This is a genomic window from Streptomyces sp. Ncost-T10-10d, assembly GCF_900091955.1.
Classification (GTDB): domain Bacteria; phylum Actinomycetota; class Actinomycetes; order Streptomycetales; family Streptomycetaceae; genus Streptomyces.
This window is the reverse complement of the sequence record NZ_FMDF01000078.1, coordinates 24,756-44,696: the sequence shown is the minus strand read 5'-3', so window position 1 is coordinate 44,696 and position 19,941 is coordinate 24,756. Positions and strand designations below refer to the sequence as shown.

Here is a 19,941-nt window from a genome sequence, read left to right as displayed (position 1 = left end):
TCCCGATGACGGCTGGGCGACCTTCGACATCCGGTACTGGGTGCTGGGAACCACGCCGGACACCCGCGACCGGTATTTCGACCTGGTGACGGGGGTGTGGCGCGAGTGGGGCTGGGCGACGAGGGACGGAGGGGCTGCCCGTACGCTCACGGGTTGGGACACCCCCGACGGCTACGGCCTCGCCCTCACGCGGAGTGTGAACGGCTACCTGAGCATGGCCGGCTCGGCACCGCTGTTCCTGCGGGACTCGGTGGTGGGGGAGCCGATGCCGACGCGGATCGCTTGGCGGGCGGCGGCACGGACCAACCACAATTCTAATACCGGTATAGTAAGGCCGGTATAGTTATTGGTTGCGTGAGAAGGGCGCCGCATGATCGAGATCCTCAACCCCACCCTGCTGGTCCGGGCAAAAACCACCGGCGCCCTGGTCGGTGACATCCTGCAGACGCTGAAGAGCCGTAGCACGATCGGCACGAACCTTCTGGACATCGACCGGTGGGCCGAGAAATTGATCGTCGAGGCGGGGGCGTCGTCCTGCTACGTCGACTATGCGCCCTCCTTCGGACGCGGCCCGTTCGGCCACTACATCTGCACGGCCGTCAACGACGCCGTGCTCCACGGACGGCCGTACGACTACACGCTTGCCGACGGCGATCTGCTGACACTCGACCTCGCCGTCTCCAAAGGCGGAGTCGCTGCAGACGCTGCCATCAGCTTCATCGTGGGCGACGCACAACCCCCGGAGAGCGTCGCGATGATCAGTGCGACCGAACGCGCGCTGGCCGCAGGAATCGCCGCTGCCGGGCCCGGGGCCCGCATCGGCGACATCTCCCATGCCATCGGCACAGTCCTCAGCGAGGCGGGGTACCCGATCAACACCGAGTTCGGAGGGCATGGCATCGGATCAACGATGCACCAGGACCCACACGTTGCGAACAATGGACGGCCTGGCCGTGGATACAAACTGCGCCCCGGGCTGCTACTGGCACTGGAGCCGTGGGTCATGGCGGACACCGCTGAACTGGTCACTGATGCCGACGGGTGGACGCTCCGAAGTGCGACAGGCTGCCGGACAGCACACAGTGAGCACACGATCGCCATCACCGACGACGGAGCCGAAATCCTCACCTTGCCGAAGCAAGCGCAGCCATGAGGAACGCCCCCGCAGACCCGCTGACACCCGGCGATCTTCAAGCAACCATCCATTGGTGATCCAGTCCGAGCCGCTCCGCACCGCCGACGGCGGAGCCGATCTGCTGGGTGGTGGAGGCCATGGCGGAGGCGATGCCCTGGTGGCGGGCGTCGACACCGCTGGTCGCCGCGACGAGCATCGTGGTCCAGGCGATGCCCTGGCCGAGGCTGTGCAGGACGACGCCCGGCAGCAGGGCCGGGTAACTGCCGCCGGGGAACATCGCCAGGGCCAGGGAGGCCGTGCCGTCGGCGCCCAGGAGAGCCTGCGCGGCTGTTTGACGAATGGGGGCACACACTTCGGGACGTGAAACTCGGCCACGGCTACGGCCATGAAGCCTCTCGAAGGTCGGCGGTCAGTGGTTCCCCGCGGCAAAAGCGCCGCCTTCGCCGAAGGCATGGTGGGCGAAGCGTTCGCCGATGCGCTGGTGGGTGGCCGGGTCCGGGTGCAGATCGTCGGGCAGGGGCAGTTCGGCGTGGTCGGCCTCGCCGTAGAGGTCGAGGCCGTGGAGGTAGTGCAGGTTCGGGTCGGTGGCGGCTCGCTGCTGGACGATGCGGGCCAGCTCGTCGCGGATCACGGTGAGGGTCAGCTTCCCGGCAGCTGTCTGCGCGGGGTCGCCGGTGGCCACGAACCGCAGCCGCCCCTCGCTCATCGCGCTGAGGTCCGGGGCGCTGGGTCCGGGCGTGTTCTCGTGGATGGCGCAGTAGATGGGCGAGACGACCAGCAGGGGGGTGGTGGGGTGGCCGTCGCGGATGGTGTCGAGGAAACCGTGGACGGCCGGGCCGAACGCGCGCAGCCGCATCAGGTCGGTGTTGACGAGGTTGATGCCGATCTTGATGCTGATCAGGTCGGCGGGGGTGTCGCGCATGGTGCGGGCGGTGAACGGGTCGAGCAGGGCGCTGCCGCCGAATCCCATGTTGACCAGCTCCACCTTGCCCAGAGCTGCGGCCAGGGCGGGCCAGGTACCGGTCGGGGTGGTGGCATTGGAGCCGTGGCTGATCGAACTGCCGTGGTGCAGCCAGACCTTGCGGCCGCTGGGCAGTGGTGTGTGGACGGGGGCGTTGGTGCGCAGGGCGGCCAACAGGGTGGTCTCGTCGTGCGGCAGCCAGATCTCGACGTCCTTCTCCTTGTCCGGCAGGTCGGTGAAGCGCAGGGTCTCCACCGGCCCGGGACGGTTTTGCGCGGCCCCGGAGGTGAGGTCGATGGTGATCGTGTCGCCCTCGGTCGCGCTGGCCCGGCCCGCGAGCCGCCCGTCGACGAGGAGCTCGTACACCCCGTCGGGACGCGGCGGCGCTCCGACGTAGACCCGCTTGGTGGCCACGACGTCCAGCTCGACGGCGGTGGCCCGGGTGCGGAAGGCCAGCCGCACTCCGGAGGGCTGTGACTCCGCCATGGCCAGCTGGCCGTCGGGGATCTGCTGCCGGGCGCGCGCGGGCAACCGGTGGGGCAGTACGCCGCGTTCGGTGCGCTCCAGGTCGAGGGCGCCGCGCAGCAGGCCGGCGGTGATGGGGGTGGTCCAGTGGTGCTCGGTGTTCATCTCGTCGGTCTCTTCGATCGGGAGGGTCGGTTGTCGGGGGCGGCCGGAAGGGTTGGTCAGGAGGTGGTGGGCCAGGTGCGCAGCAGGGCGTCGAGCGCGTTGAGGATCTCGGTCCAGCTCTCCTGCGAGTCGGGGGTGCTGTGGCTGAAGCCGCCCGCGGTCTCCAGGCCGACGTAACCGCTGAAGACGCTGCCCAGCAGCCGCACCGCGTGTGTCTGGTGCGGTTCGGCCAGGTTGTATCCGCGCAGGATCGCCCGCGTCATCCGGGCGTGCCGGACTCCGGCGCTGGCGGCCGCCGTCTGCGGGTCGAGCCGGAACTGGGCTGCGGCGAAGCGCCCCGGGTGCTTGAGGGCGTAGTCGCGGTAGACGTTCGCGAAAGCGGTCAGCGCGTCTTTGCCGGCCCGTCCGGCCACCGCGGTGGAGACCTGGTCGGCAAGTTCCTCCAGGGCGAGCAGAGCGATCTTGGTCTTGAGATCGTGGGCGTTCTTGACGTGCGAGTACAGGCTCGCGGTCTTGACACCGAACCGCCGGGCCAGCTCCGCAGGGGTCGCCTGCTCGAAGCCGACCTCGTCGGCCAGCTCTGCCCCCGCCCGGACCAGGCGCTCCGTGGTCAGTCCTACCCGTCCCACCCGTGCCATGTCCATCCTCCTAATCACTTCTCATCCCTGACATCGACGATTATGCACTTACCTAAATAGATTAGGCAAACTAGCATGTCCATTATGAAGCGCCTGGCTGAGCAAGCTGGACGCGCAGGCTCTGGCTGAACGAGTGGACTGCGACCTTGTCGGCGTTGTAGGTCGGGGTGAAGGGGAGCGGCTGCGTTGCCTCCCGCCTGACGGGCGGCCCGGACCCCGCCCGGGTCCTGCGGGCCCAGCAGGCCACACCCGGCAGCGTGCGGCCCATCACCGGCCCGGATGAAGCCGATCATCAGGAAGGGCGGACCGACGACTGCCCGCTCCACCGGCGGCCCGATCCCCTGCCATGTCCCGCCTCCGCCCCGGCGGTAGCGCAGTTGTGCCATGACGCAGCCGCGCCAGAGGGAATCCATTGCGGGAGGCCGAGGGCCCCTCCATGATCCAGGTCAACTCCCGTTCCTGGTTCCCCCGGAGGCCCTCCTTGCCCGAAATGACCGTTCCCAGACCCAGGTTGATCGCGCTCGGCGCGGTCGCCGCGCTGGTACTCGGAGTCGTACCGGCCACCGCCGCTGTGTCCGCGAACCCGGTCACCCGCGTGCCTGCCGCATCCGCACAGCAGTCACCCGGCAACAGCGGCACACACACCGTCACCCTGATCACCGGTGACAAGGTCACGATCGGCACCGCCGCCGACGGCACCGTCGTCCGGTCCTTCGAAGCCGCGAACGGAGCCGGTGCGGGCTTCCACCGTGCCGTCATCGACGGGGCGACGTACGTGTATCCCGACGCCGTCCTGCCGTACGTCGGTGCCGGGAAGCTGGACAAGCAACTGTTCAACGTGACTCGGCTCATAGCCGACGGTTACGACGACGCGCGCGCCTCCCGGTTGCCGCTCATCGTGAGCTACACCGACGCCGCCACCAGGTCCCGGGCCCGGCCGAAGGTGGCCGGTTCGAGCGTCGTCCGTCGGCTGGACGTCATCCAGGGTGCCGCCCTCGCGCAGAGCCGTAAGCAGGCCCCGGTGTTCTGGTCCGCGCTCACCGGCGGTCCCGGCGCGGCGGCCCGGACGGCGAAGCCTGCCTTCGCCGGAGGCATCGCCAAGGTCTGGCTCGACAGCAAGGTGAAGGCCGACCTGGCCGACTCGACCGCTCAGATCGGCGCGCAGCAGGTCTGGGCGGAGGGGAACTCCGGCAAGGGCGTGACGGTCGCGGTGCTCGACAGCGGCGTGGACGCCGAGCACCCGGACCTGACCGGCCAGGTCGACACCGGCGCCAGCTTCGTCCCCCACGAGGAGGACACCGCCGACTACAACGGTCACGGCACCCACGTCGCCTCGACCATCGCCGGCACCGGCGGCGCCTCGGGCGGCAAGGAGCGGGGCGTCGCCTCCGGTGCCCGGCCGGCCATCGGCAAGGTGCTGGACTCCGACGGCAGGGGCCAGGAGTCCTGGATCATCGCGGGCATGGAGTGGGCCGCCCGGGACCAGCGGGCCAGGATCATCAGCATGAGCCTGGGCGGTGGCGGCGACGCCACCGACCCGATGAGCCAGGCGGTCGACACGCTCAGCCACGAGACCGGCGCGCTGTTCGTCGTCGCGGCCGGCAACGGCGGCCCGGATGCCATCAGCAGCCCCGGTGCCGCGGACGCCGCGCTGACCGTCGGCGCCGTCGACTCCGAGGACCGGCTGGCCGACTCGGACTCGCAGGCCGGGCACTGGTCGCGGGCCGTGGCCGGCGACGGCGGCGGTGTCGGCACGTCCGCCGCGGACCCGGTCGGTGACGCCACGGGCGCTGTCCTGTATCGCGACGGCCAGAAGATCGAGGAGATGGACGGCGCCTGGTCGGACGTGGAGGTTCCCGCCGACCGGGCCCGGTACCGGCTGGATCTGGCGACCTCGCGGAATGCGCAGGACTGGAAGTCGGGCGTCGCCACCAGCACCTCCTGGTCCTTCCCGTCGGGCCGGACGGACACCGCCACGCCGTTGTCGCTGCTCCAGCTCGACTACGACGTACCGGTCGACGCGCGCAACGCGATACACGCCGGGCGTGCACACACCATCGGTGTCCGGGTCCGCCTCCAGGACGGGCTGTCCGTTCCACGCGGGGTGACGGTCCGCGTCGAGGCCTCCTACGACGACGGTCGCACCTGGCGCCGGGCGGAGGTGACCGACCGCGGTCACAACGCCTTCCGGGCCCGGATCGAGGGGCCGTCGCGGAGCCGACCCGGCTCCTGGGTGACCCTCCGCGTCACGGCTCGTGACGCGGCCGGCAACTCGGTCCGGCAGACCGTGCAGCGCGCCTACGCCCTGCACCCGTAGCGCCCCGCCGGGGGCGTACGGCTCGCCGTACGCCCCCGGCTCCTCCCCCTGGTGTAGTACGGTATTCAACCACCAAGTTCAATCATGGAATCCCAGGGGCCGAGGAGGGACATTCGTGGCGCTGGAGGCCGCGGGAGTCTCTCCCGAGGAGGAGTCCGTCTATGGGCTGCTCGTGACGTCCGGCCGCGCCACGACGGCGGACCTCGGCCGGCGGGCCGGTCTGACGGAGCCGGAGGCCGAGCGGATCCTGACGTCACTGACGTCCAAGGGCCTCGCCAGCCATACGGACGCGACCCCCCGGGTGTTCCGGGCGGTTCCCCCGGACGTGGCGCTGCTGCCCCGGCTGAGGCGCAGCGCCGACGCACTGGACCTGGCCCGGACCGAGGCCACTCGTCTGGTCGAGTCCTACCGGGAGACGATGCGCCGGCACGACGCCGGCCAGTTGCTGGAGGTCATCACCGGGGCCGAAGCCCTGCGCCAGCACCTCCGGCAGATCCAGACCAGCGCGCAGGACGAGATGCTGTGGTTCTGCAAGGCCCAGTACGTGGCCATGCCGTCGGGCAGCAACGCCGAGGAGTACCAGGCACTGACCCGGGGCGTCCGGTACCGGGTGCTGTACGAGAAGGCGTTCTTCGACGACGAGGGTGCCGTGGACAACGTCGTTGCGGGCGTCCGGGCCGGCGAGGTCGCCCGCGCCGTACCGCACTTGCCGCTGCGCCTGGCGATCGCGGACCGTTCCGTCGCCATTTTCCCGCTCGTGGCCGGCGGACCCCACGGCAGCCCGGAGGAACCCACCACCGCGCTGGTCAGGGACAGCAATCTGCTGGCCGCCCTGATCGCCCTGTTCGAGCGCTACTGGGAGGACGCCGTCCCCCTGCACGTCGACGACGCCGGCGCGGTCTCGGGCACCGACGGCGTCGGCGGGGCCGGCTCCCTCTCCCCCACCGACCACAAGCTGCTGTCCCTGCTGGTGGCGGGAGTCGCCGACAACGCGATCGCCTCGCAGATGGGGCTGAGCCGACGGACCGTCCAGCGCCGTATCCAGAGCATGATGGAGCACGCCGGCGCGACGACCCGCATGCAACTCGCCTGGCAGGCGGCACGTCGCGGATGGCTGTGAAGCGTTGTCGGTGGGCGGGGAGACACTGGCGCCATGAAGGCTTCCTCATCCACCTCAGCCAGTTCGTCCGAGCATTCCCTCACCTGGGTCGAGTCGATGGGCGGCCCTCTGATCGCCGTACCGGTTTCCGGATTGGACGGATGGCGTGGTTGCACGGAGTCGGGGCTGGTCATCGGCGACGGGGACGCCCCGGACGACTACGACCGCGCCTGCGAGGTGGACGGTCTGGCGGGAGTGATTGCTGTCGGTGGAAACGGCCCGCAAGGGCTTGTCCTGGCGGACGAACCCGCCACCACCTGCTATCTGCCGGAACACCAAGTCTTCGTCCGTTGGCTCGGAGCCGGCTCGGAGGCCGATCTGATCGCCGCAGCCAGGGCCGTCCTCACCGACCCCACGGCCGAGTGGGAGGAGTGCGGTATCTGGGAGACGGACGGGCCGGCCATGCTCATGGACTCTGTCATCGCCGGGAACGAGCTGGACGTCGAGTACCCCAGCGGCGGCGGACCGCCGGAGCAGGCGCCCGTCCCGATACCGCCCGGCCGCTGGGCCGTCCGCGCCGTCCACACCTCGGCAAACGAGTCAACCTCGGTGGGTCTGGTTCAACTTCTGCCCTGGTCACAGAGCTGATGGCGTGGCCCCATCACCGGGAGCAGGACATCAAGAGGCTTCGCCGTCGAGTCGGCTGAGGAGTCCGTCGAAGATCTGCTCGCGTACCACCTGTCCCTTGGCGGCTGCATCGTCTCGCTGGCGTTCGAGAGTGGGCCGGAAATCGATCGTGGTGACGAAGAAGGTGCGGCCGGCGGCGGCGTCCCACATCCGCGCGCAGCTCGCCCTCGCGCTGGTCCCTTCGCGACGCTGACAGGGCGACCGTACTGGCCCCAGCGCCGGGCCGTCCTCGGTCACCGTGCCGATATCCTGGTCCCAAGATGAGCGAGGACGACGTGAACAAGGCCGTGAGCGACGGCGATAGCGTGGACGCGATGCTGGCCGAATGGCGGAGCGAGTGGCCCGAGCTCGACGTGTCGTCCAGCGAGGTGGTGGGACGCCTGCTGCGCGCGGCCCGGCTTCTGGAAGAGTTGTTCGCGACCCGGCTGCGCCGTTCGGCAGGGATGCCCATTGCGAATGTCGGCGACTTCGATCTGCTTCAGGCGCTGCGCCGCAGCGGTCCCCCCTATGCCCTGACGCCAGGTCAGTTGCGCCGAGCGCTTGTGGTGTCCTCGGCCGGCTTGACCGGACGGCTCAACCGACTGGAGCGGGAGGGGTGGATCGAGCGCGGCCCCTCTCCCGTCGACGGCAGAAGCATCCTGGTGGGTCTGACGGAGGAGGGGCGGGCGAGTTTCGACCGCACGGTGAGACGCCACTTCGGCCTGGAACAAGACGTCCTGTCCGTCCTGGGACCACGTGAACGCGCCGCGATCGCGGACGCCCTGCGCAAGCTTCTGGTCTCCCTCGAGCAGGACACCCTCTGACCGCAGACGGACGACATCAGGCAGTACCGGCCGCCGTCCCCAGGATCACCGCGATGCAGAGGCCGATCAGCGCCATCGTGATGACCCCCATGGCGACGGCCGTGTCCCGGACGAAGCGGCGGTGGCGCGCCGTGTACTGAGCCTCGACCTGGCCGATACGTTCCGCGATGTGCTGGGTGCCCTGGCGCGCGTTCTCCATCTCCTTGTGGGCGTAGGCCTCCTCGACCATGAGGCGCTGGTCGTGGGTGAGTCCGGGCAGCTCCCAGGCGAAGTCCCGGGCCCTGCACTGTGCCTCGTGGCGGTTGGCCTCCCAGTGGAGGAATCCCTCGATTTGGTGCAGCCCGAGGGCTGCTTCGTCATTGGCGTCCATGGACGACTCCTGAGCGTGTGATGGAGCGGGCGGACAAGGGCCTGGATCAGCCCCGGCCGCCGGTGGCCGTCTGCTTGTACTCGGCTTCCTCACGGACGGCGATGCCGGGGTGGTGGAGGTCGAAGGCGGGCGACTCGCTGCGGATCCGCGGCATTGCTGTGAAGTTGTGCCGTGGCGGCGGGCAGGAGGTCGCCCGCTCGAGGGAACGGCCCCAGCCCCATGGGTCGTCGACGCCGACCGGTTTGCCGTACCTGGCGGTTTTCCAGATGTTGTAGAAGAACGGCAGGATCGACAGGCCGAGCAGGAACGAGCCGATGGTCGAGACGGTGTTCAGAGCGGTGAAGCCGTCGGCCGCGAGGTAGTCGGCGTACCGGCGCGGCATGCCCTCGGCGCCCAGCCAGTGCTGGACGAGGAAGGTGCTGTGGAAGCCGATGAACAGCGTCCAGAAGGTTATCTTTCCGAGGTCCTCGTCGAGCATCTTGCCGGTGAATTTGGGCCACCAGAAGTGGAATCCGGCGAACATCGCGAACACCACGGTGCCGAAAACCACGTAGTGGAAGTGCGCGACCACGAAGTACGAGTCCGTGACGTGGAAGTCGAGAGGAGGCGAGGCCAGGATCACACCGGTCAGGCCGCCGAAAAGGAAGGTGACCATGAAGCCCAGGGACCACAGCATCGGGGTCTCGAAAGACAGCGAGCCCTTCCACATGGTTCCGATCCAGTTGAAGAACTTCACCCCGGTGGGGACCGCGATCAGCATCATCATGAACGAGAAGAAGGGCAGCAGCACGCCGCCGGTGGCGTACATGTGGTGCGCCCACACCGGCCAGGCCCACGTCTGCACCCACACAAGGGAAGGACCGATCCACCGGGGGACCGATCCGGTCCGGACCGGTCCCCCGGGGCGCATACGGACGGGCCCGTGCGGCTCGCCCGTACCGTGCGTTCAGCGGTTCAGAAGGCGGCACAGCCAGCGGAACCGGGCGTGACGGGCATCCCTCGCGACGTTGGTGTGAGGTGCCAGTTGATCGAAGCCGTGGAATCCGCCGGCCCAGACGTGCAGCTCGGCGTCACCAGCCGCTTCCCAGATACGCGTCGCGTACAGGACGTTCTCGTCGCGGAAGGTCTCCGCGGCACCGACGTCGACATAGGCGGGGGGCAGCCCCGAGAGGTCCGCCGCACGGGCCGCAGCGGCGTACACGGAGATGTCTGCGCTCCCCCGGGCCTCACCGAGGAGAGAGGCCCAGCCCAGATCGTTGGCGTGCCGATCCCATACTCCGCGGCCCGCCATCTGGTGGGCGGAAAGGCTGTCGTTACGGTCGTCGAGCATCGGACACATCATCAGCTGACCTATGAGCGAGGGGCCTTGACGGTCCCGCGCCATCAGCGCGAGTGCGGCGGTAAGACCCCCGCCGGCACTACCACCCACGATGACGATGCGCTGCGGATCCCCGCCGAGGTCGGCGGCATGGCGGGAGATCCACACCAGCCCGGCGTAACAGTCCTCGATCGAGGCCGGGTACGGGAACTCCGGGGCCAGTCGGTAGTCGACGGAGACGACGACGAGTTCGAGGGGTTCGGCCCACTCCCGCAGTATCGTCTCCATCCCGGTCCGGCTGGTTCCGCTGATCATGCCTCTGCCGTGCATGTGGTAAATGACCGGTGCGCCTTCGTACAATCCGGCGGGCCGTGCGACGAGCAGTGACACGTCCGGCGCCCCGGCCGGGCCGGGCACCAGTCGTTCGTGGATTTCGAACCTGCCCCGGTCGCGCAGCTCGTCGAGTGTCGGGTCCGCCTTCGCGAGGTGCGTGCGCCATCGGGGAATCTGGTCGGCCGACGTGGGCGCGCTCTCGTGCGGGGGTCCCAGTTTCTCCAGGGTGGGGTTCAGTTCCGGGTCGAAGGGCACGGGCGGGACCGTGTGCTGACCTCGGTCACGATGGTTGTTCATACGTCCTCCAGGACTGCGGGGTGGGTATCACGGGTGCCGGGGCGGGGCATTGGCCACCGACCGCCTTTGTGCTGTGCATGTGCGGACGGTCGACGCCGGGACGGAAGCGCACGCCTCCGGTCGTCGTACCGATGCCCCGTTCCGTGCTTCAGCCGGTTGCCGTCCGACGGGACTCCGACCGGGCCGGCCGTCCGATCTGCAGCAGACGGTCCTCAGCGGGACGCATCGGCGGAAGAACGGTGAGGGAGCCGCCGGGAGGGGCGGAGGCGGTGTAACGGGCGTGCAGTTGGCCGCAGGCGGCATCGATGGACGAGCCGAGCTGGCGTCGTCTGGTGGCGTGGATGCCACGTTCACGCAAACCTGCGACGAACTGACTGACATGTGTCTTCGAGGGCGCCTGGTAGGCGGGATGTGCTCCCAGGGCCTGGTTGTACCGGATCACGCTCACGTGGAAAAGTTCCGGCCTGGATCGCGACGCCACGAGTCGGGCAAGCTGATGCAAGTGGTCTTCGGTGTCGTTGACGCCGGCGATCAGCAGATACGCGAGGTAGATCTTGCGACGTGCCGTGCCCGCGTGCTCGTCCAGAATCGCCAGGTTCTCTGCGAGGGGGAATCTCTTCTCCAGCGGAATCAGTTGCGCACGTTCGTCCGTGAACGGTGAATGCACGGACAGCGTGATCGTGACCTGTGGGTATTCCTTGGTGAGCCTGGACAGATTGGGCGCGAAGCCCACAGTGGAAACGGTGATACGGCGTTGCGACAGTTCCCCGTAACCGGTTCCCGAAAGCAGGCACAGTGCATCGAACACATGCGGGTTGGCCAGTGCCTCACCCATGCCCATGAACGCCACGCTCTCCGGCAGGGATTTGTCCGGAAGCCGCCAATGCGGATGTATCACCTGCGCGTAGATCTCGTCGGCCGTCAGGTTCCTGGCGAGGCCGACGGCGGCCGTGGCGCAGAAAGTGCAGCCCAGTCCGCATCCGGCCTGTGACGAGATACAGAGAGAAGTCCATCCGGCCCTGTAGCGGGAGAGAACGGTCTCGAAACGGATTCCCGGATCCGACTCGAAGACGACCTTTTCGACCTGGTCCTCCGACTGGCGGGCGACCGGAACGATGGGAAGTATGCGCGGCCCGAACTTCTCGGTGAGTCCTGCCCTGAGTTCGGCGGGCAACTCGCGAACGGTGTCGAAGGTCTCGGCTTCCGCGCGGCGAAGGGCGTTCACGAACTGCCGGTAGCGGAAATCGGGTGCGCCCATCGATTCGAGATGCTCCCGGATGCGCGCGAGCCGGGTACCGGGGGAGGGTTGGCGAGTGCGACGCGGGACCGTCGAGCCCGGTCACTCGATTTGTTGGCATGGTGCTGGTTCGTCATGAGGTGATGCTCACAATCTTCCACGTGATCTCTCTCTCGGTGGACCAGGCATTGCTGACGAGAGACAGTCCTCGAAAGGAATGGGCGCCGTCCGACGCATGGCGACGGGAACACAGGGCGGAACCGCACAGGACGGAATCGCACAGGGCGGACTGCACATTGCATTCCTCGAACGACGTCAGCCATGCCGGTCCGGACCCGGACCGGAGGAATCACGGCTTGAAAAAAATTTCTACGTAGCTGAAGGAGTCAGTGCATGCTGTGAACGCGCCACGAGGGGAGGCTGATTCGGGATATTCCAGCAGGTGGCAAAAAGAAATGTGAGGCGCGCCGGCCATAGGTGTGCCTGGGTATGCACTTCCAAGCGCGGAAGTGTGTAACCGTGCGCGTAATCCACATCCTGGCCATTGCGGACCGGAGTCAGTGGCACAGGCCGATAGCGTCTTTCGACGCCCGGCGGCTACGGTCTGTCAACCTCGATAAGCATGGCGGTACTTTACCACGAAAGAAATCTCGGTCCAGCGAATAATCCGGGGGCTCCACCGCCGGCCCTTGCGCACCGGTTTGTGCCCTCGCGCCGCAGCGCGGTGATCAGCTCGTCGAACCGACGAGTAGCCCGCCGACACTGCGAAACGTATCGCGGCCGTCAGGTACTGCCACCCGCCTGACGTCACAGCGGGGACTGATCCGACCCCGGTGGCAAGACGCCTGCCTGCTACGGCTCCCCGCAGAACGGGAAAGCCTCCCGTCGCCCGGTCCGGGCACGACTGCGCAGCCCTACCGCACACAGAATGCCGAGTCAGTTGATCGGCCGGTTCCTCGGCTCTGGCAGGGCCTCCGCCTTGGCCCGCATCTCCGCGGCTCGTGCGCTGCGGAGGGTGTCCAGCACCTCCGCTGCTCGCAGCCAGCTTGCCCGTGCTTGAGCTGCGCGTCCCCGTTCCAGCTGCACCGTCGCAAGGTGATCCAGCACCCCCACCTGGCTGAAACTGTCGAGGAGTTCTTCGAAGAGGTTCAGCGACTTCTCGTAGCTGATGATGGAGCCTTCGAGATCGCCCAGGCCCTGCTGGGCGTAGCCGATTCCCTGCCAGGCCCCCGCCTCGAAACGCCGGTCCCCGACCTCCCGGAGAAGGGGGATCGCCTCCTCACACGTGGCGATGGCTTCCTCGTACTCGCCGAGCTGGGCGAGTACCCAGCCCACGTTACTGAGGGCGCTCGCGATCCCGTCCTGCCGGGACAGCTCGTGGTTGATCGTCAGGGCCCTCCGGGCGTGCCCCAGGGCCTCAGCGAAGCGGCCCTGACGAATACGGTAGTAGCCGATCTCCCGCTCCGTGCGGTCCTGGGCCATCAGCGGCAGCCGGTGAATTTGTACGAGTATCAGGTCGATCAGCGCGTTGACCTCGTCCACGGTGCCCGATTCGAGCAGGGCACGGGCCAGGATCGAGCGAATGTGCACGGTGGCAATCAGATCGTCGAGCGCAAGGGCAGCATCGAGGCCGATGCGCGCGACTGCGATCTCCTCGGCCCACCGGCCCACGGCCAGGTTGTAGCCGATCGATTCCAGTGTGAGGTTCACAAGGTGGCGGCGCAGTTGTGGATCGTCCATGGCGCGCGCAGCGGCCCCGACGGTGGACTCCTCCTGGCGGAACCAGCCGAGTGCGTCGTCGCGGTTGTCGAGCGCGACCTCCACGACACCTTCGAGACGGGAGGTGGTCGGTTCGGGCTCCAGGTGTGTGACGAATCGATTCGCGTTGTGCGCGTTGTGGCGCAGGTAGTCGAGCAGTCGTGCCTGGGTGCCGAGACGGTCGTCGTGTTCCTGCTCGAAGAGTTCGGTGCCGTAGGCGCGGACCAGGTCGTGCAGGACGTAGCGGCCGTCGGCGTCCCGTGACAGCAGGCTGGCCGTGGTCAGTTCACGCAGGTGGCGTCGCGCAGCGGGCATCTCCACGCCGGCCAGCGATGCGGCGGCTTCGGCGGACACCGTCGGCCCGGGGTGCATGGACAGGTACCGGAAGAACCGCGCGGTCCCGTCGGTGAGCGCCCGGTACGACCAGGAGAAGACGGCGCGGACATCGACTCGCTGGTCATCTGTTGCGAGGGCGTCCAGCCGAGGCCACGCCTGCCGCAGTTCCCGAACTCCCAGACGCAGCGCCATCTTCGGCTCCGCACTCAGTTGCGCGCCGACCACGGCGACCGCCAGTGGCAGGTACCCGCACAGCTCGACCAGTTCGGCAGCGGCCTCGGGTTCCGCTTGGCACCGCTCCTCGCCGATCCGGGCCTCCAGCGCGGCCAGCGCTTCCTGGGGCGTCCACACACCCAGCCTGATCGTCGAGGCGCCCTCCACCGCCACCAGGCCGGACAGCTGATCACGTGACGTGACGATGGTCAAGCATCCCGCGGAGTCGGGCAGCAGCGGCCTGACCTGCTCCGAGTCCCGCGCATTGTCCAGGACGGCAATCAGCCGCCGGGACGCGGTCTGTTCTCTGAACAGAGCACTGCGCCCCTCTGTGCTGGAGGGCATACCGCTGCTGGGCACACCCAGCGCCCTGAGGAATCCTCCGAGTGCCTCGCCGGGATCCAGGGGCTGTCCCGAGGGCTCGAACCCGCGCAGGTTCACATACAGCTGACCGTCCGGGAAGCGGTCCGCCATCTGATGTGCCCAGTGCACTGCCAGGGTGGTCTTACCCACCCCGGCCATGCCGCGGATCGCGGAGATGACGACATGCCCGCCTTGTGCCGTGCCCTGGCCGGTAGCCCCTCGGGCGGCTGTCAGTGCTTCCTCATGCCCGCGGAACACCAGAAGATCGGGTGGCAATTGCTGAGGAACCGGGACGTCCTGTGCACGCCACGTGGATATCTGCACCAGTCGGCGCCGCTCGTCCTCATCCAGTTCGAGCGCGTCCATCAACTCGCTCAACGTGGTCTGACGCGGCAGGCTGTGCCCGCGCTCCATGTCGCTGATGGCCCGGACGCTCACTCCGGACGCCTCGGCAAGACCTTCCAGAGTCAGCAGCGAGCGCTGCCGCGCCTCCCGCAGCAGCCGACCGAATTTCCTCTTGTCCATCCCCACCCAGCCAGGAAACACGCTGGCTCACTGTCCGAGAGCCACCACCACTTCGGAATGGCGTCAAGGTAGCAGTTCTGGATCAACCGTTCGTGATATGGCCCGCATGGCGACGATCCTTGCCGCCCCGGCGGCCCGCGCGAGGAGCGGTGCAGCCCCGCGCCGGGTGGCTCGGGAAGGTGTCTGCGATCGGGTCCCTCAGGCGTACATGGCGATGCCGACGCCGTCAGCTCGTGGTGGGAGCGGCGGCGGGCGAAGCCATCACGCGTACGGGACGCGGGCGGTCCAGAGGTCAGCGGCGGTGTGGACGGAAACGTGTCCGACGCGGACCTTGCGGACCAGGGCGGACACGGTCCGGCGGGTCGATCGCCCCACCGGACTGGTTCATCTACTGCGCAGCGACGAAGGCGTCGTAGAAGGGGTGCGGTACGACGCTAAGACCGACCGGCAAATGGGGGGTGGGAGAAGGAGCGGGGCTGGGTGCGTGCAGCTGCAAGGCGGAGGATTGAGACAGATGGGGTCTCCCCTGCTCGAGCGCAGCCGAGAGCTGGGGGAAGGAGCCATGGTGATTGACGACAACGCGGCAGATGCGCGTGCCCAGCCCCGCGACGCCGCCCCCCATTTGCCGGTCGGTCCAAGTGTGACCTTCACGGACAAGGAGATGGAAGACGTGCGCCAGTCCGCGGCCGCCGAAGGCAAGAGCCTTCAGCAGTACCTGCACGACCTACGGGAGATGCAGCGCAAGCAGTTCGTCGCCGTCGCCACCGGGGGTTGCCGTGTTCACCTTCATCTACCTGAAGCGCCGCACCCAGCAATGATCCCTGAACAGTGGGACGGCATACACGCCCCGACATCGCGGTCCTGTTGCCCGGCAGCTCGCTCCGCTGTCCCGGCTTGTCCGTGGCACGAGTGTCTGCCCACAGAGGCATCCGCGCGGTCACCGCGGCCCTCGTGGGTGAACAGGCCCTCGGCGACGAGGACACATGACCGGTGCAGGGTGGGCAGCAACGGCGGCGCCGCGAGCGGGGACTACCGGGCGGCGCGGGCGGTCGGTTCATGGTGGACCGCGGCCACGTTCCGTTTCCACAACGCCAGCAGGTGGCGTACCTCGGGGGTGACGGTAAACCGGTCACAGGTCTGGGCCCGCCGTCCGGGCTCGGCGGCTGCGGCTTCGTCGTGCTCGGCGGTGGCCGGCCATCGTCATACCGTGCGCTCAGCCACCTGAGGGGACTGCGCCATCAGCCGTACGTGCTGGGTCGTCAGCGCCTGCTCCCGGCGCAGCCCCAGCAGCCGGCGGCGTACGCACCTGTGGGCGTCGGCATCGCCCCATCATGGCTTCGCGCCGCGGGGCACGACCATCTCGGTCAGCCGGGCGGCACCCGGTTCCAGGTCCGACCAGGGACCGGGCAGGCACAGCACGGCGATCGCGGACGTCGGGAACTTCGTACGCGCCTGCTCCGGGGCGTAGCCGTCCGCCTCACCAGCGAGCATCAGGACCAGGCCCTGCACGCCGGGGTTGTGCCCGACCAGTATCAGCGTCCGTACATGCGCCGGGATGTCCCGTACGACGCCGAGCAACTCCCTGGCGCCGGCCTGGTAGAGGCGTGCGTCGTAGGTCACCGGCGTGGTGGCGTCGAGCTCGTCCGAGACGAGGTCCCATGTCTGGCGGGTACGGCCGGCGGTGGAGCACACGACGAGGTCGGGAACGCAGTCGGCCTCGCGCAGCCAGCGGCCGGCCGCCGGGGCGTCACGACGGCCGCGCGGGGCGAGAGGCCGCTCGTGGTCGGCCACCTCGTCGGGCCAGGCGGATTTGGCGTGCCGCATCACGACCAGGCGTCGGCAGCCGCCCGAGGTCATGGTGTCACCTGGTGCTGGTGGCCGATCTCGCGCGCGAGGTCCAGCCCGAGGACGCGGTCGAAATGGGCGAACGTCTCGAACTTGGCACCGGCCGTCACGCCTGCGTCCCTCTCCACGCTGCGCAGTATATCCAGCACGGCGGGGACGCCGAGATTGTCGGCGAGCGCGGCATGAGCCTGTCGCAGCAGGACGGCTGGGATCGGCCTGGACGGCTCATGCGCCCAGTCGGCCACCAGTTGCCGCCGGTGCCGCAGTGTCCATCGGTACCTGCGCACGCGCCTTTGGGTCTCCTTGTGTCCATGAGCACGCCTGTGTCAGATGCTCACTCCTTCGACCCTTTCCGGCCAACGGGCACGGCTCGCCGACATCCGCGACAACCTGATCGCCCGCATCGCCGAGGCGGAACACGAGGGCCGGCTCGGCAAGGTCGAGGGCCTCAAGGTCGGCCTCACCGGAGCTGAGGAGAAACTCGCCGCGGCCGTTTTCGGCCTGCGTGCTTCCCTCGTCGGTGGGCGAGTAGGCGGTGGGCACGGGCGGGTCGCTGCCGAAGTCCCGCACCTCTAGGCGGACACGGTCCCCGGACACCCGCAGCCGCACGTCCACGTCGCTGCCTGCGTGGATGAGCGCGTTGGTCACGAGTTCCGAGGTGATGAGGACGAGGTCGGTCGACATGTGTGCCAGCCCCCAGTCGGACAGGCGCTCCTGCACGAAGCCGCGGGGTGCCTTCGCGCGGTCCGGCCGGAACGGGGGACGCGCCGGGGAAGAACAGCGCCCGTCCCCGCAGCGCCCGTGCGGCGGAGGTGTCGGTGTACAGGGCCGTGCCGTGCAGTTCGCGCACCAGGGACGAGGAGTCGCCGCTGTGGCCCAGTACCCACAGCCGGCCCTCGGCCGCCGAGGCCAGTACCAGCGCCCGGGCGTCCAGCGATGCCACGACACAGAACTCGGCCGCCCCCACGACATGCTCCATGGTGGTCGCCCGATTCAGCATCTCGGTCAGCCGCTGGAGGGCGTACAGCAGGGTCATCCCCGCGGAGCCGGGCACGTCGGGGACACCCCGTACCGTCCCTTCCTGCGTCACGGGCCGCGGCTCGGTGTCGAACACCGGGACCAGCACGGGCAGGTTCCCGGGTGCGATCACGGCACCCCGGGCGTGGAGGCCGTCCAGCAGTACGGCCAGCCGGTCGCCGATCCGGGCGAGCCGTCGGCAGTCCGCGTCGCTGTAGGCACCCCTGTTCTCGGTGCGCAGCACGGTCAGCGAGCCGAAGCGGCGCCCTTGCGTCTCCAGGGGGACCGAAGCGACGGTGTAGGGATAGGCCGGCGCCCCGTGCTGCGGATCGGCGAGCGGGTCCGGTTCGGCCAGGAGCGCCACGCCCTGGCCGGTCAGGGCCCGCGCCGAGGCGTAGGGGGAATCCAGGGACATCCGGCCGGGAAGGGTGAGGACGGACGGCGGGCTGCCGCCGATCATGGCGGCGCGCAGTTCATCGCCGCCGGGGGTCAGCAGGTAGACGGCCGCCGCGACGGCCTGGAGACGGTGGGCGGCTTGTTCCACGGCACGGTGCAGCACTGCCGTCAGTTCCTCGCCGCGGACTCCGGCGGACTCGTGCCCCTGGCCGTCCGGGCGGGAAGCCATGGCGTCCAGGGCGTTGCGGTCGTCCATGAGCCCTTCCGCCCGGCTTGTCCCTAGCGCTGACACGTCACACCTCGTCCGCTCGCTCGGCCACGCTGCCGTCGCGCTCCTCCCGCAACCACCGGGAGTGGTACCGCTGCGCCCAGGACCGGCTGACGTACCCGGTACGCAGGCCGAGTCTCGCCTCCGGGTCCTCGAATGCCTTGCGCAGGTGCCCGAGGACCACGAAGGTGATCGCCCAGGCCAGCAGGTCGTGGATGAAGATCGCACTGGTGCGGGAGATGAAGGGCAGCAGCCCCGTGAACCACATCAGCAGGCCGGTGAACATCATCACCAGGACGGCACCGGCGATCCAGCCCGCGTAGAGCTTCTGCCCCACGTTGAACTTGCCGGCCGGGCGCGCCTCGGGCGAGGTCAGGCGTCGGCGGACGGCCCGCAGCCACTGCCGGTCGTACACCGCGAACCGGTTCAACCTGCGCAGGTCCGCTCGGAAGTCGGCCGAGAGGAGTCCCAGCAGGAAGGGCAGCGGCAGTGAGATGCCCGACCACTCGTGCACGGTGACCACCACATGCCGCCTGCCGACGAGTTGGGCGAGCGGCCCGAGGTACAGGCAGGCGGCGGAGACCAGGCACACGAGCATCAGGTAGCCGGTGGTCCTGTGGACCATGCGCTCGGCGGTGCTGAAGCGGCGGACGTGTTCCGCGGGATCAGGCCGCTTCGCCGTGCCGGTCGGCGTCGTCGAGCCAGCCGTCGATCTCATATCCGCGCTCCCCCCAGAAACCGGGAACGACCTTGTCGGTGACCGAGATGCCGGACAGCCACTTGGCCGACTTGTAGAAGTACATGGGGGCCACATAGAGGCGGACCGGTCCGCCGTGCTCGTGGGTGATGGGTTTGTCCTGCATGTTCAGTGCCACCAGGATGTCCGATCGGCGGGCCTGCTCCAGGGTCAGGCTCTCGGTGTAGGCGCCGTCGAAGCAGGTGAAGCGGACCGCCGCGCCCGGTGAGCGCACTTCGGAGGCGTCGAGGATGTCCGCCAGCTTCACCGCGTCGAAGGGTGTCTTGTTCACGCGCCACCCGTCCGTGCACACCACGTCGTGGACGACCCGGGTCTGCGGCATCGAGCGCAGATCGGCAAGTGTGTAGGTCTTCGGCTTCGCCACCAGCCCCCCGACCGTGAGTGCGTAGTTCGTCTCGTCCTTGTGCGGCACCGAGCCGACGACGCTGTAGTACCGGAAGCCGCCCGGATTGGGCAGCAGACCGGTCAGTCCGGTCGCATCGACCTGGGAGGCGGCGCCGAGGAGCCCCTCCCAGCCACGCTGGAGGTAGGGCGCCGCGGCGAGCCCCGCGGCGCCGGCGCCGAGCATGCCCAGCACCGCCCGCCGTCCCACCGGTGCGCCCTCGGCCCTCGGCTTCGGCTGTCCTGCCATGGTCAGT

19 protein-coding genes and 2 pseudogenes are annotated in these 19,941 nt (G+C 68.9%); 6 read left to right on the top strand and 15 right to left on the bottom strand.

Going from position 1 to position 19,941, the window contains the following annotated elements:
* The first annotated feature begins 40 nt into the window (after window positions 1-40).
* The gene (locus tag GA0115254_RS43795) at window positions 41-343 is read left to right on the top strand and encodes a hypothetical protein (RefSeq protein WP_141720798.1); all 303 of its coding nucleotides are present in this window, start codon (window positions 41-43) and stop codon (window positions 341-343) included.
* Between the two features lie 27 nt (window positions 344-370).
* Complete coding sequence (gene map / locus GA0115254_RS12045) at window positions 371-1,153, top strand: type I methionyl aminopeptidase (RefSeq protein ID WP_093895272.1); 783 nt, start codon at window positions 371-373, stop codon at window positions 1,151-1,153.
* Window positions 1,154-1,190: 37 nt separating this feature from the next.
* On the opposite strand, the gene GA0115254_RS12040 is transcribed toward map, so the two are convergent.
* The 3 genes from GA0115254_RS12040 to GA0115254_RS12030 are packed head-to-tail and all read right to left on the bottom strand — an operon-like array spanning window position 1,191 to window position 3,355.
* The gene (locus tag GA0115254_RS12040; protein WP_218105529.1) at window positions 1,191-1,487 is read right to left on the bottom strand and encodes a hypothetical protein; all 297 of its coding nucleotides are present in this window, start codon (window positions 1,485-1,487) and stop codon (window positions 1,191-1,193) included.
* A 57-nt stretch (window positions 1,488-1,544) separates the two neighbouring features.
* Window positions 1,545-2,726: a GDSL-type esterase/lipase family protein gene (locus tag GA0115254_RS12035; protein ID WP_093895271.1), complete on the bottom strand. Its 1,182-nt coding sequence runs from the start codon at window positions 2,724-2,726 to the stop codon at window positions 1,545-1,547.
* A 56-nt stretch (window positions 2,727-2,782) separates the two neighbouring features.
* Complete coding sequence (locus GA0115254_RS12030; RefSeq protein ID WP_093895283.1) at window positions 2,783-3,355, bottom strand: TetR/AcrR family transcriptional regulator; 573 nt, start codon at window positions 3,353-3,355, stop codon at window positions 2,783-2,785.
* A gap of 499 nt (window positions 3,356-3,854) precedes the next feature.
* Here GA0115254_RS12030 and GA0115254_RS12025 point away from each other — a divergent pair, with 499 nt between their 5' ends.
* The 3 genes from GA0115254_RS12025 to GA0115254_RS12015 all read left to right on the top strand — a co-directional run bounded on the left by GA0115254_RS12025 (window position 3,855) and on the right by GA0115254_RS12015 (window position 7,428).
* Window positions 3,855-5,681, top strand: coding sequence for a S8 family serine peptidase (locus GA0115254_RS12025; RefSeq protein ID WP_093895282.1), 1,827 nt, complete (start codon window positions 3,855-3,857; stop codon window positions 5,679-5,681).
* Window positions 5,682-5,796: 115 nt separating this feature from the next.
* Window positions 5,797-6,801, top strand: coding sequence for a helix-turn-helix transcriptional regulator (locus tag GA0115254_RS12020; RefSeq protein ID WP_093895270.1), 1,005 nt, complete (start codon window positions 5,797-5,799; stop codon window positions 6,799-6,801).
* A gap of 33 nt (window positions 6,802-6,834) precedes the next feature.
* Entirely contained in the window at window positions 6,835-7,428 is a 594-nt protein-coding gene (locus GA0115254_RS12015) for an Imm21 family immunity protein (RefSeq protein ID WP_093895269.1), read from the top strand.
* A 30-nt stretch (window positions 7,429-7,458) separates the two neighbouring features.
* Here GA0115254_RS12015 and GA0115254_RS44350 read toward each other — a convergent pair whose 3' ends face one another.
* The gene (locus GA0115254_RS44350) at window positions 7,459-7,617 is read right to left on the bottom strand and encodes a hypothetical protein (RefSeq protein ID WP_176740077.1); all 159 of its coding nucleotides are present in this window, start codon (window positions 7,615-7,617) and stop codon (window positions 7,459-7,461) included.
* A gap of 110 nt (window positions 7,618-7,727) precedes the next feature.
* Between GA0115254_RS44350 and GA0115254_RS12010 the strand changes: the two genes are divergently transcribed.
* Complete coding sequence (locus GA0115254_RS12010; protein ID WP_093895268.1) at window positions 7,728-8,270, top strand: MarR family winged helix-turn-helix transcriptional regulator; 543 nt, start codon at window positions 7,728-7,730, stop codon at window positions 8,268-8,270.
* Window positions 8,271-8,286: 16 nt separating this feature from the next.
* On the opposite strand, the gene GA0115254_RS12005 is transcribed toward GA0115254_RS12010, so the two are convergent.
* From GA0115254_RS12005 to GA0115254_RS11945, 11 genes and pseudogenes are all read right to left on the bottom strand, one after another.
* On the bottom strand, window positions 8,287-8,640 hold the full coding sequence (locus GA0115254_RS12005; RefSeq protein WP_093895267.1) for a hypothetical protein: 354 nt from the start codon (window positions 8,638-8,640) through the stop codon (window positions 8,287-8,289).
* Between the two features lie 46 nt (window positions 8,641-8,686).
* Window positions 8,687-9,463, bottom strand: a pseudogene (locus tag GA0115254_RS12000) (cbb3-type cytochrome c oxidase subunit I); the annotation flags it as partial.
* A gap of 123 nt (window positions 9,464-9,586) precedes the next feature.
* Complete coding sequence (locus GA0115254_RS11995; protein WP_256102515.1) at window positions 9,587-10,546, bottom strand: alpha/beta hydrolase; 960 nt, start codon at window positions 10,544-10,546, stop codon at window positions 9,587-9,589.
* A 190-nt stretch (window positions 10,547-10,736) separates the two neighbouring features.
* Window positions 10,737-11,846, bottom strand: a complete 1,110-nt coding sequence (locus GA0115254_RS11990) for a radical SAM protein (RefSeq protein ID WP_093895265.1) — start codon at window positions 11,844-11,846, stop codon at window positions 10,737-10,739.
* 915 nt (window positions 11,847-12,761) lie between these two features.
* Complete coding sequence (locus GA0115254_RS11985; protein WP_093895264.1) at window positions 12,762-15,020, bottom strand: ATP-binding protein; 2,259 nt, start codon at window positions 15,018-15,020, stop codon at window positions 12,762-12,764.
* 1,329 nt (window positions 15,021-16,349) lie between these two features.
* Window positions 16,350-16,877 carry a SixA phosphatase family protein gene (locus GA0115254_RS11970; RefSeq protein ID WP_093895263.1) on the bottom strand — a complete coding sequence of 176 codons (528 nt, stop codon included), beginning with the start codon at window positions 16,875-16,877 and terminating at the stop codon, window positions 16,350-16,352.
* Window positions 16,874-17,152 (bottom strand): hypothetical protein, encoded by a 279-nt coding sequence (locus tag GA0115254_RS44345; RefSeq protein ID WP_093895262.1) that lies wholly within the window; start codon window positions 17,150-17,152, stop codon window positions 16,874-16,876. The genes GA0115254_RS11970 and GA0115254_RS44345 overlap by 4 nt, the downstream gene beginning before the upstream one ends.
* Window positions 17,091-17,837 carry an ATP-binding protein gene (locus GA0115254_RS47490; protein ID WP_370740857.1) on the bottom strand — a complete coding sequence of 249 codons (747 nt, stop codon included), beginning with the start codon at window positions 17,835-17,837 and terminating at the stop codon, window positions 17,091-17,093. Before GA0115254_RS47490 ends, GA0115254_RS44345 begins: the two co-directional genes overlap by 62 nt.
* Before the next feature lie 268 nt (window positions 17,838-18,105).
* Window positions 18,106-18,507, bottom strand: a pseudogene (locus GA0115254_RS47485) (GAF domain-containing protein); the annotation flags it as partial.
* A gap of 64 nt (window positions 18,508-18,571) precedes the next feature.
* A complete protein-coding gene (locus tag GA0115254_RS11950) occupies window positions 18,572-19,264 on the bottom strand; it encodes a cytochrome b/b6 domain-containing protein (RefSeq protein WP_093895261.1) in 693 nt (230 codons plus the stop codon).
* A complete protein-coding gene (locus GA0115254_RS11945) occupies window positions 19,212-19,934 on the bottom strand; it encodes a molybdopterin-dependent oxidoreductase (RefSeq protein WP_176740079.1) in 723 nt (240 codons plus the stop codon). Before GA0115254_RS11945 ends, GA0115254_RS11950 begins: the two co-directional genes overlap by 53 nt.
* Window positions 19,935-19,941: the final 7 nt, after the last annotated feature.

What these genes read in the sequence shown, in the direction of transcription:
- map (WP_093895272.1), top strand. Translation starts at nt 371, where the DNA reads ATGATCGAGATCCTCAACCCCACCCTGCTGGTCCGGGCAAAAACCACC.
- GA0115254_RS12035 (WP_093895271.1), bottom strand. Translation starts at nt 2,726, where the DNA reads ATGAACACCGAGCACCACTGGACCACCCCCATCACCGCCGGCCTGCTG.
- GA0115254_RS12025 (WP_093895282.1), top strand. Translation starts at nt 3,855, where the DNA reads ATGACCGTTCCCAGACCCAGGTTGATCGCGCTCGGCGCGGTCGCCGCG.
- GA0115254_RS12015 (WP_093895269.1), top strand. Translation starts at nt 6,835, where the DNA reads ATGAAGGCTTCCTCATCCACCTCAGCCAGTTCGTCCGAGCATTCCCTC.
- GA0115254_RS44350 (WP_176740077.1), bottom strand. Translation starts at nt 7,617, where the DNA reads ATGTGGGACGCCGCCGCCGGCCGCACCTTCTTCGTCACCACGATCGAT.
- GA0115254_RS12010 (WP_093895268.1), top strand. Translation starts at nt 7,728, where the DNA reads ATGAGCGAGGACGACGTGAACAAGGCCGTGAGCGACGGCGATAGCGTG.
- GA0115254_RS12005 (WP_093895267.1), bottom strand. Translation starts at nt 8,640, where the DNA reads ATGGACGCCAATGACGAAGCAGCCCTCGGGCTGCACCAAATCGAGGGA.
- GA0115254_RS11990 (WP_093895265.1), bottom strand. Translation starts at nt 11,846, where the DNA reads ATGGGCGCACCCGATTTCCGCTACCGGCAGTTCGTGAACGCCCTTCGC.
- GA0115254_RS11985 (WP_093895264.1), bottom strand. Translation starts at nt 15,020, where the DNA reads ATGGACAAGAGGAAATTCGGTCGGCTGCTGCGGGAGGCGCGGCAGCGC.
- GA0115254_RS11970 (WP_093895263.1), bottom strand. Translation starts at nt 16,877, where the DNA reads ATGACCTCGGGCGGCTGCCGACGCCTGGTCGTGATGCGGCACGCCAAA.
- GA0115254_RS47490 (WP_370740857.1), bottom strand. Translation starts at nt 17,837, where the DNA reads ATGTCGTGGGGGCGGCCGAGTTCTGTGTCGTGGCATCGCTGGACGCCC.
- GA0115254_RS11950 (WP_093895261.1), bottom strand. Translation starts at nt 19,264, where the DNA reads ATGAGATCGACGGCTGGCTCGACGACGCCGACCGGCACGGCGAAGCGG.
- GA0115254_RS11945 (WP_176740079.1), bottom strand. Translation starts at nt 19,934, where the DNA reads ATGGCAGGACAGCCGAAGCCGAGGGCCGAGGGCGCACCGGTGGGACGG.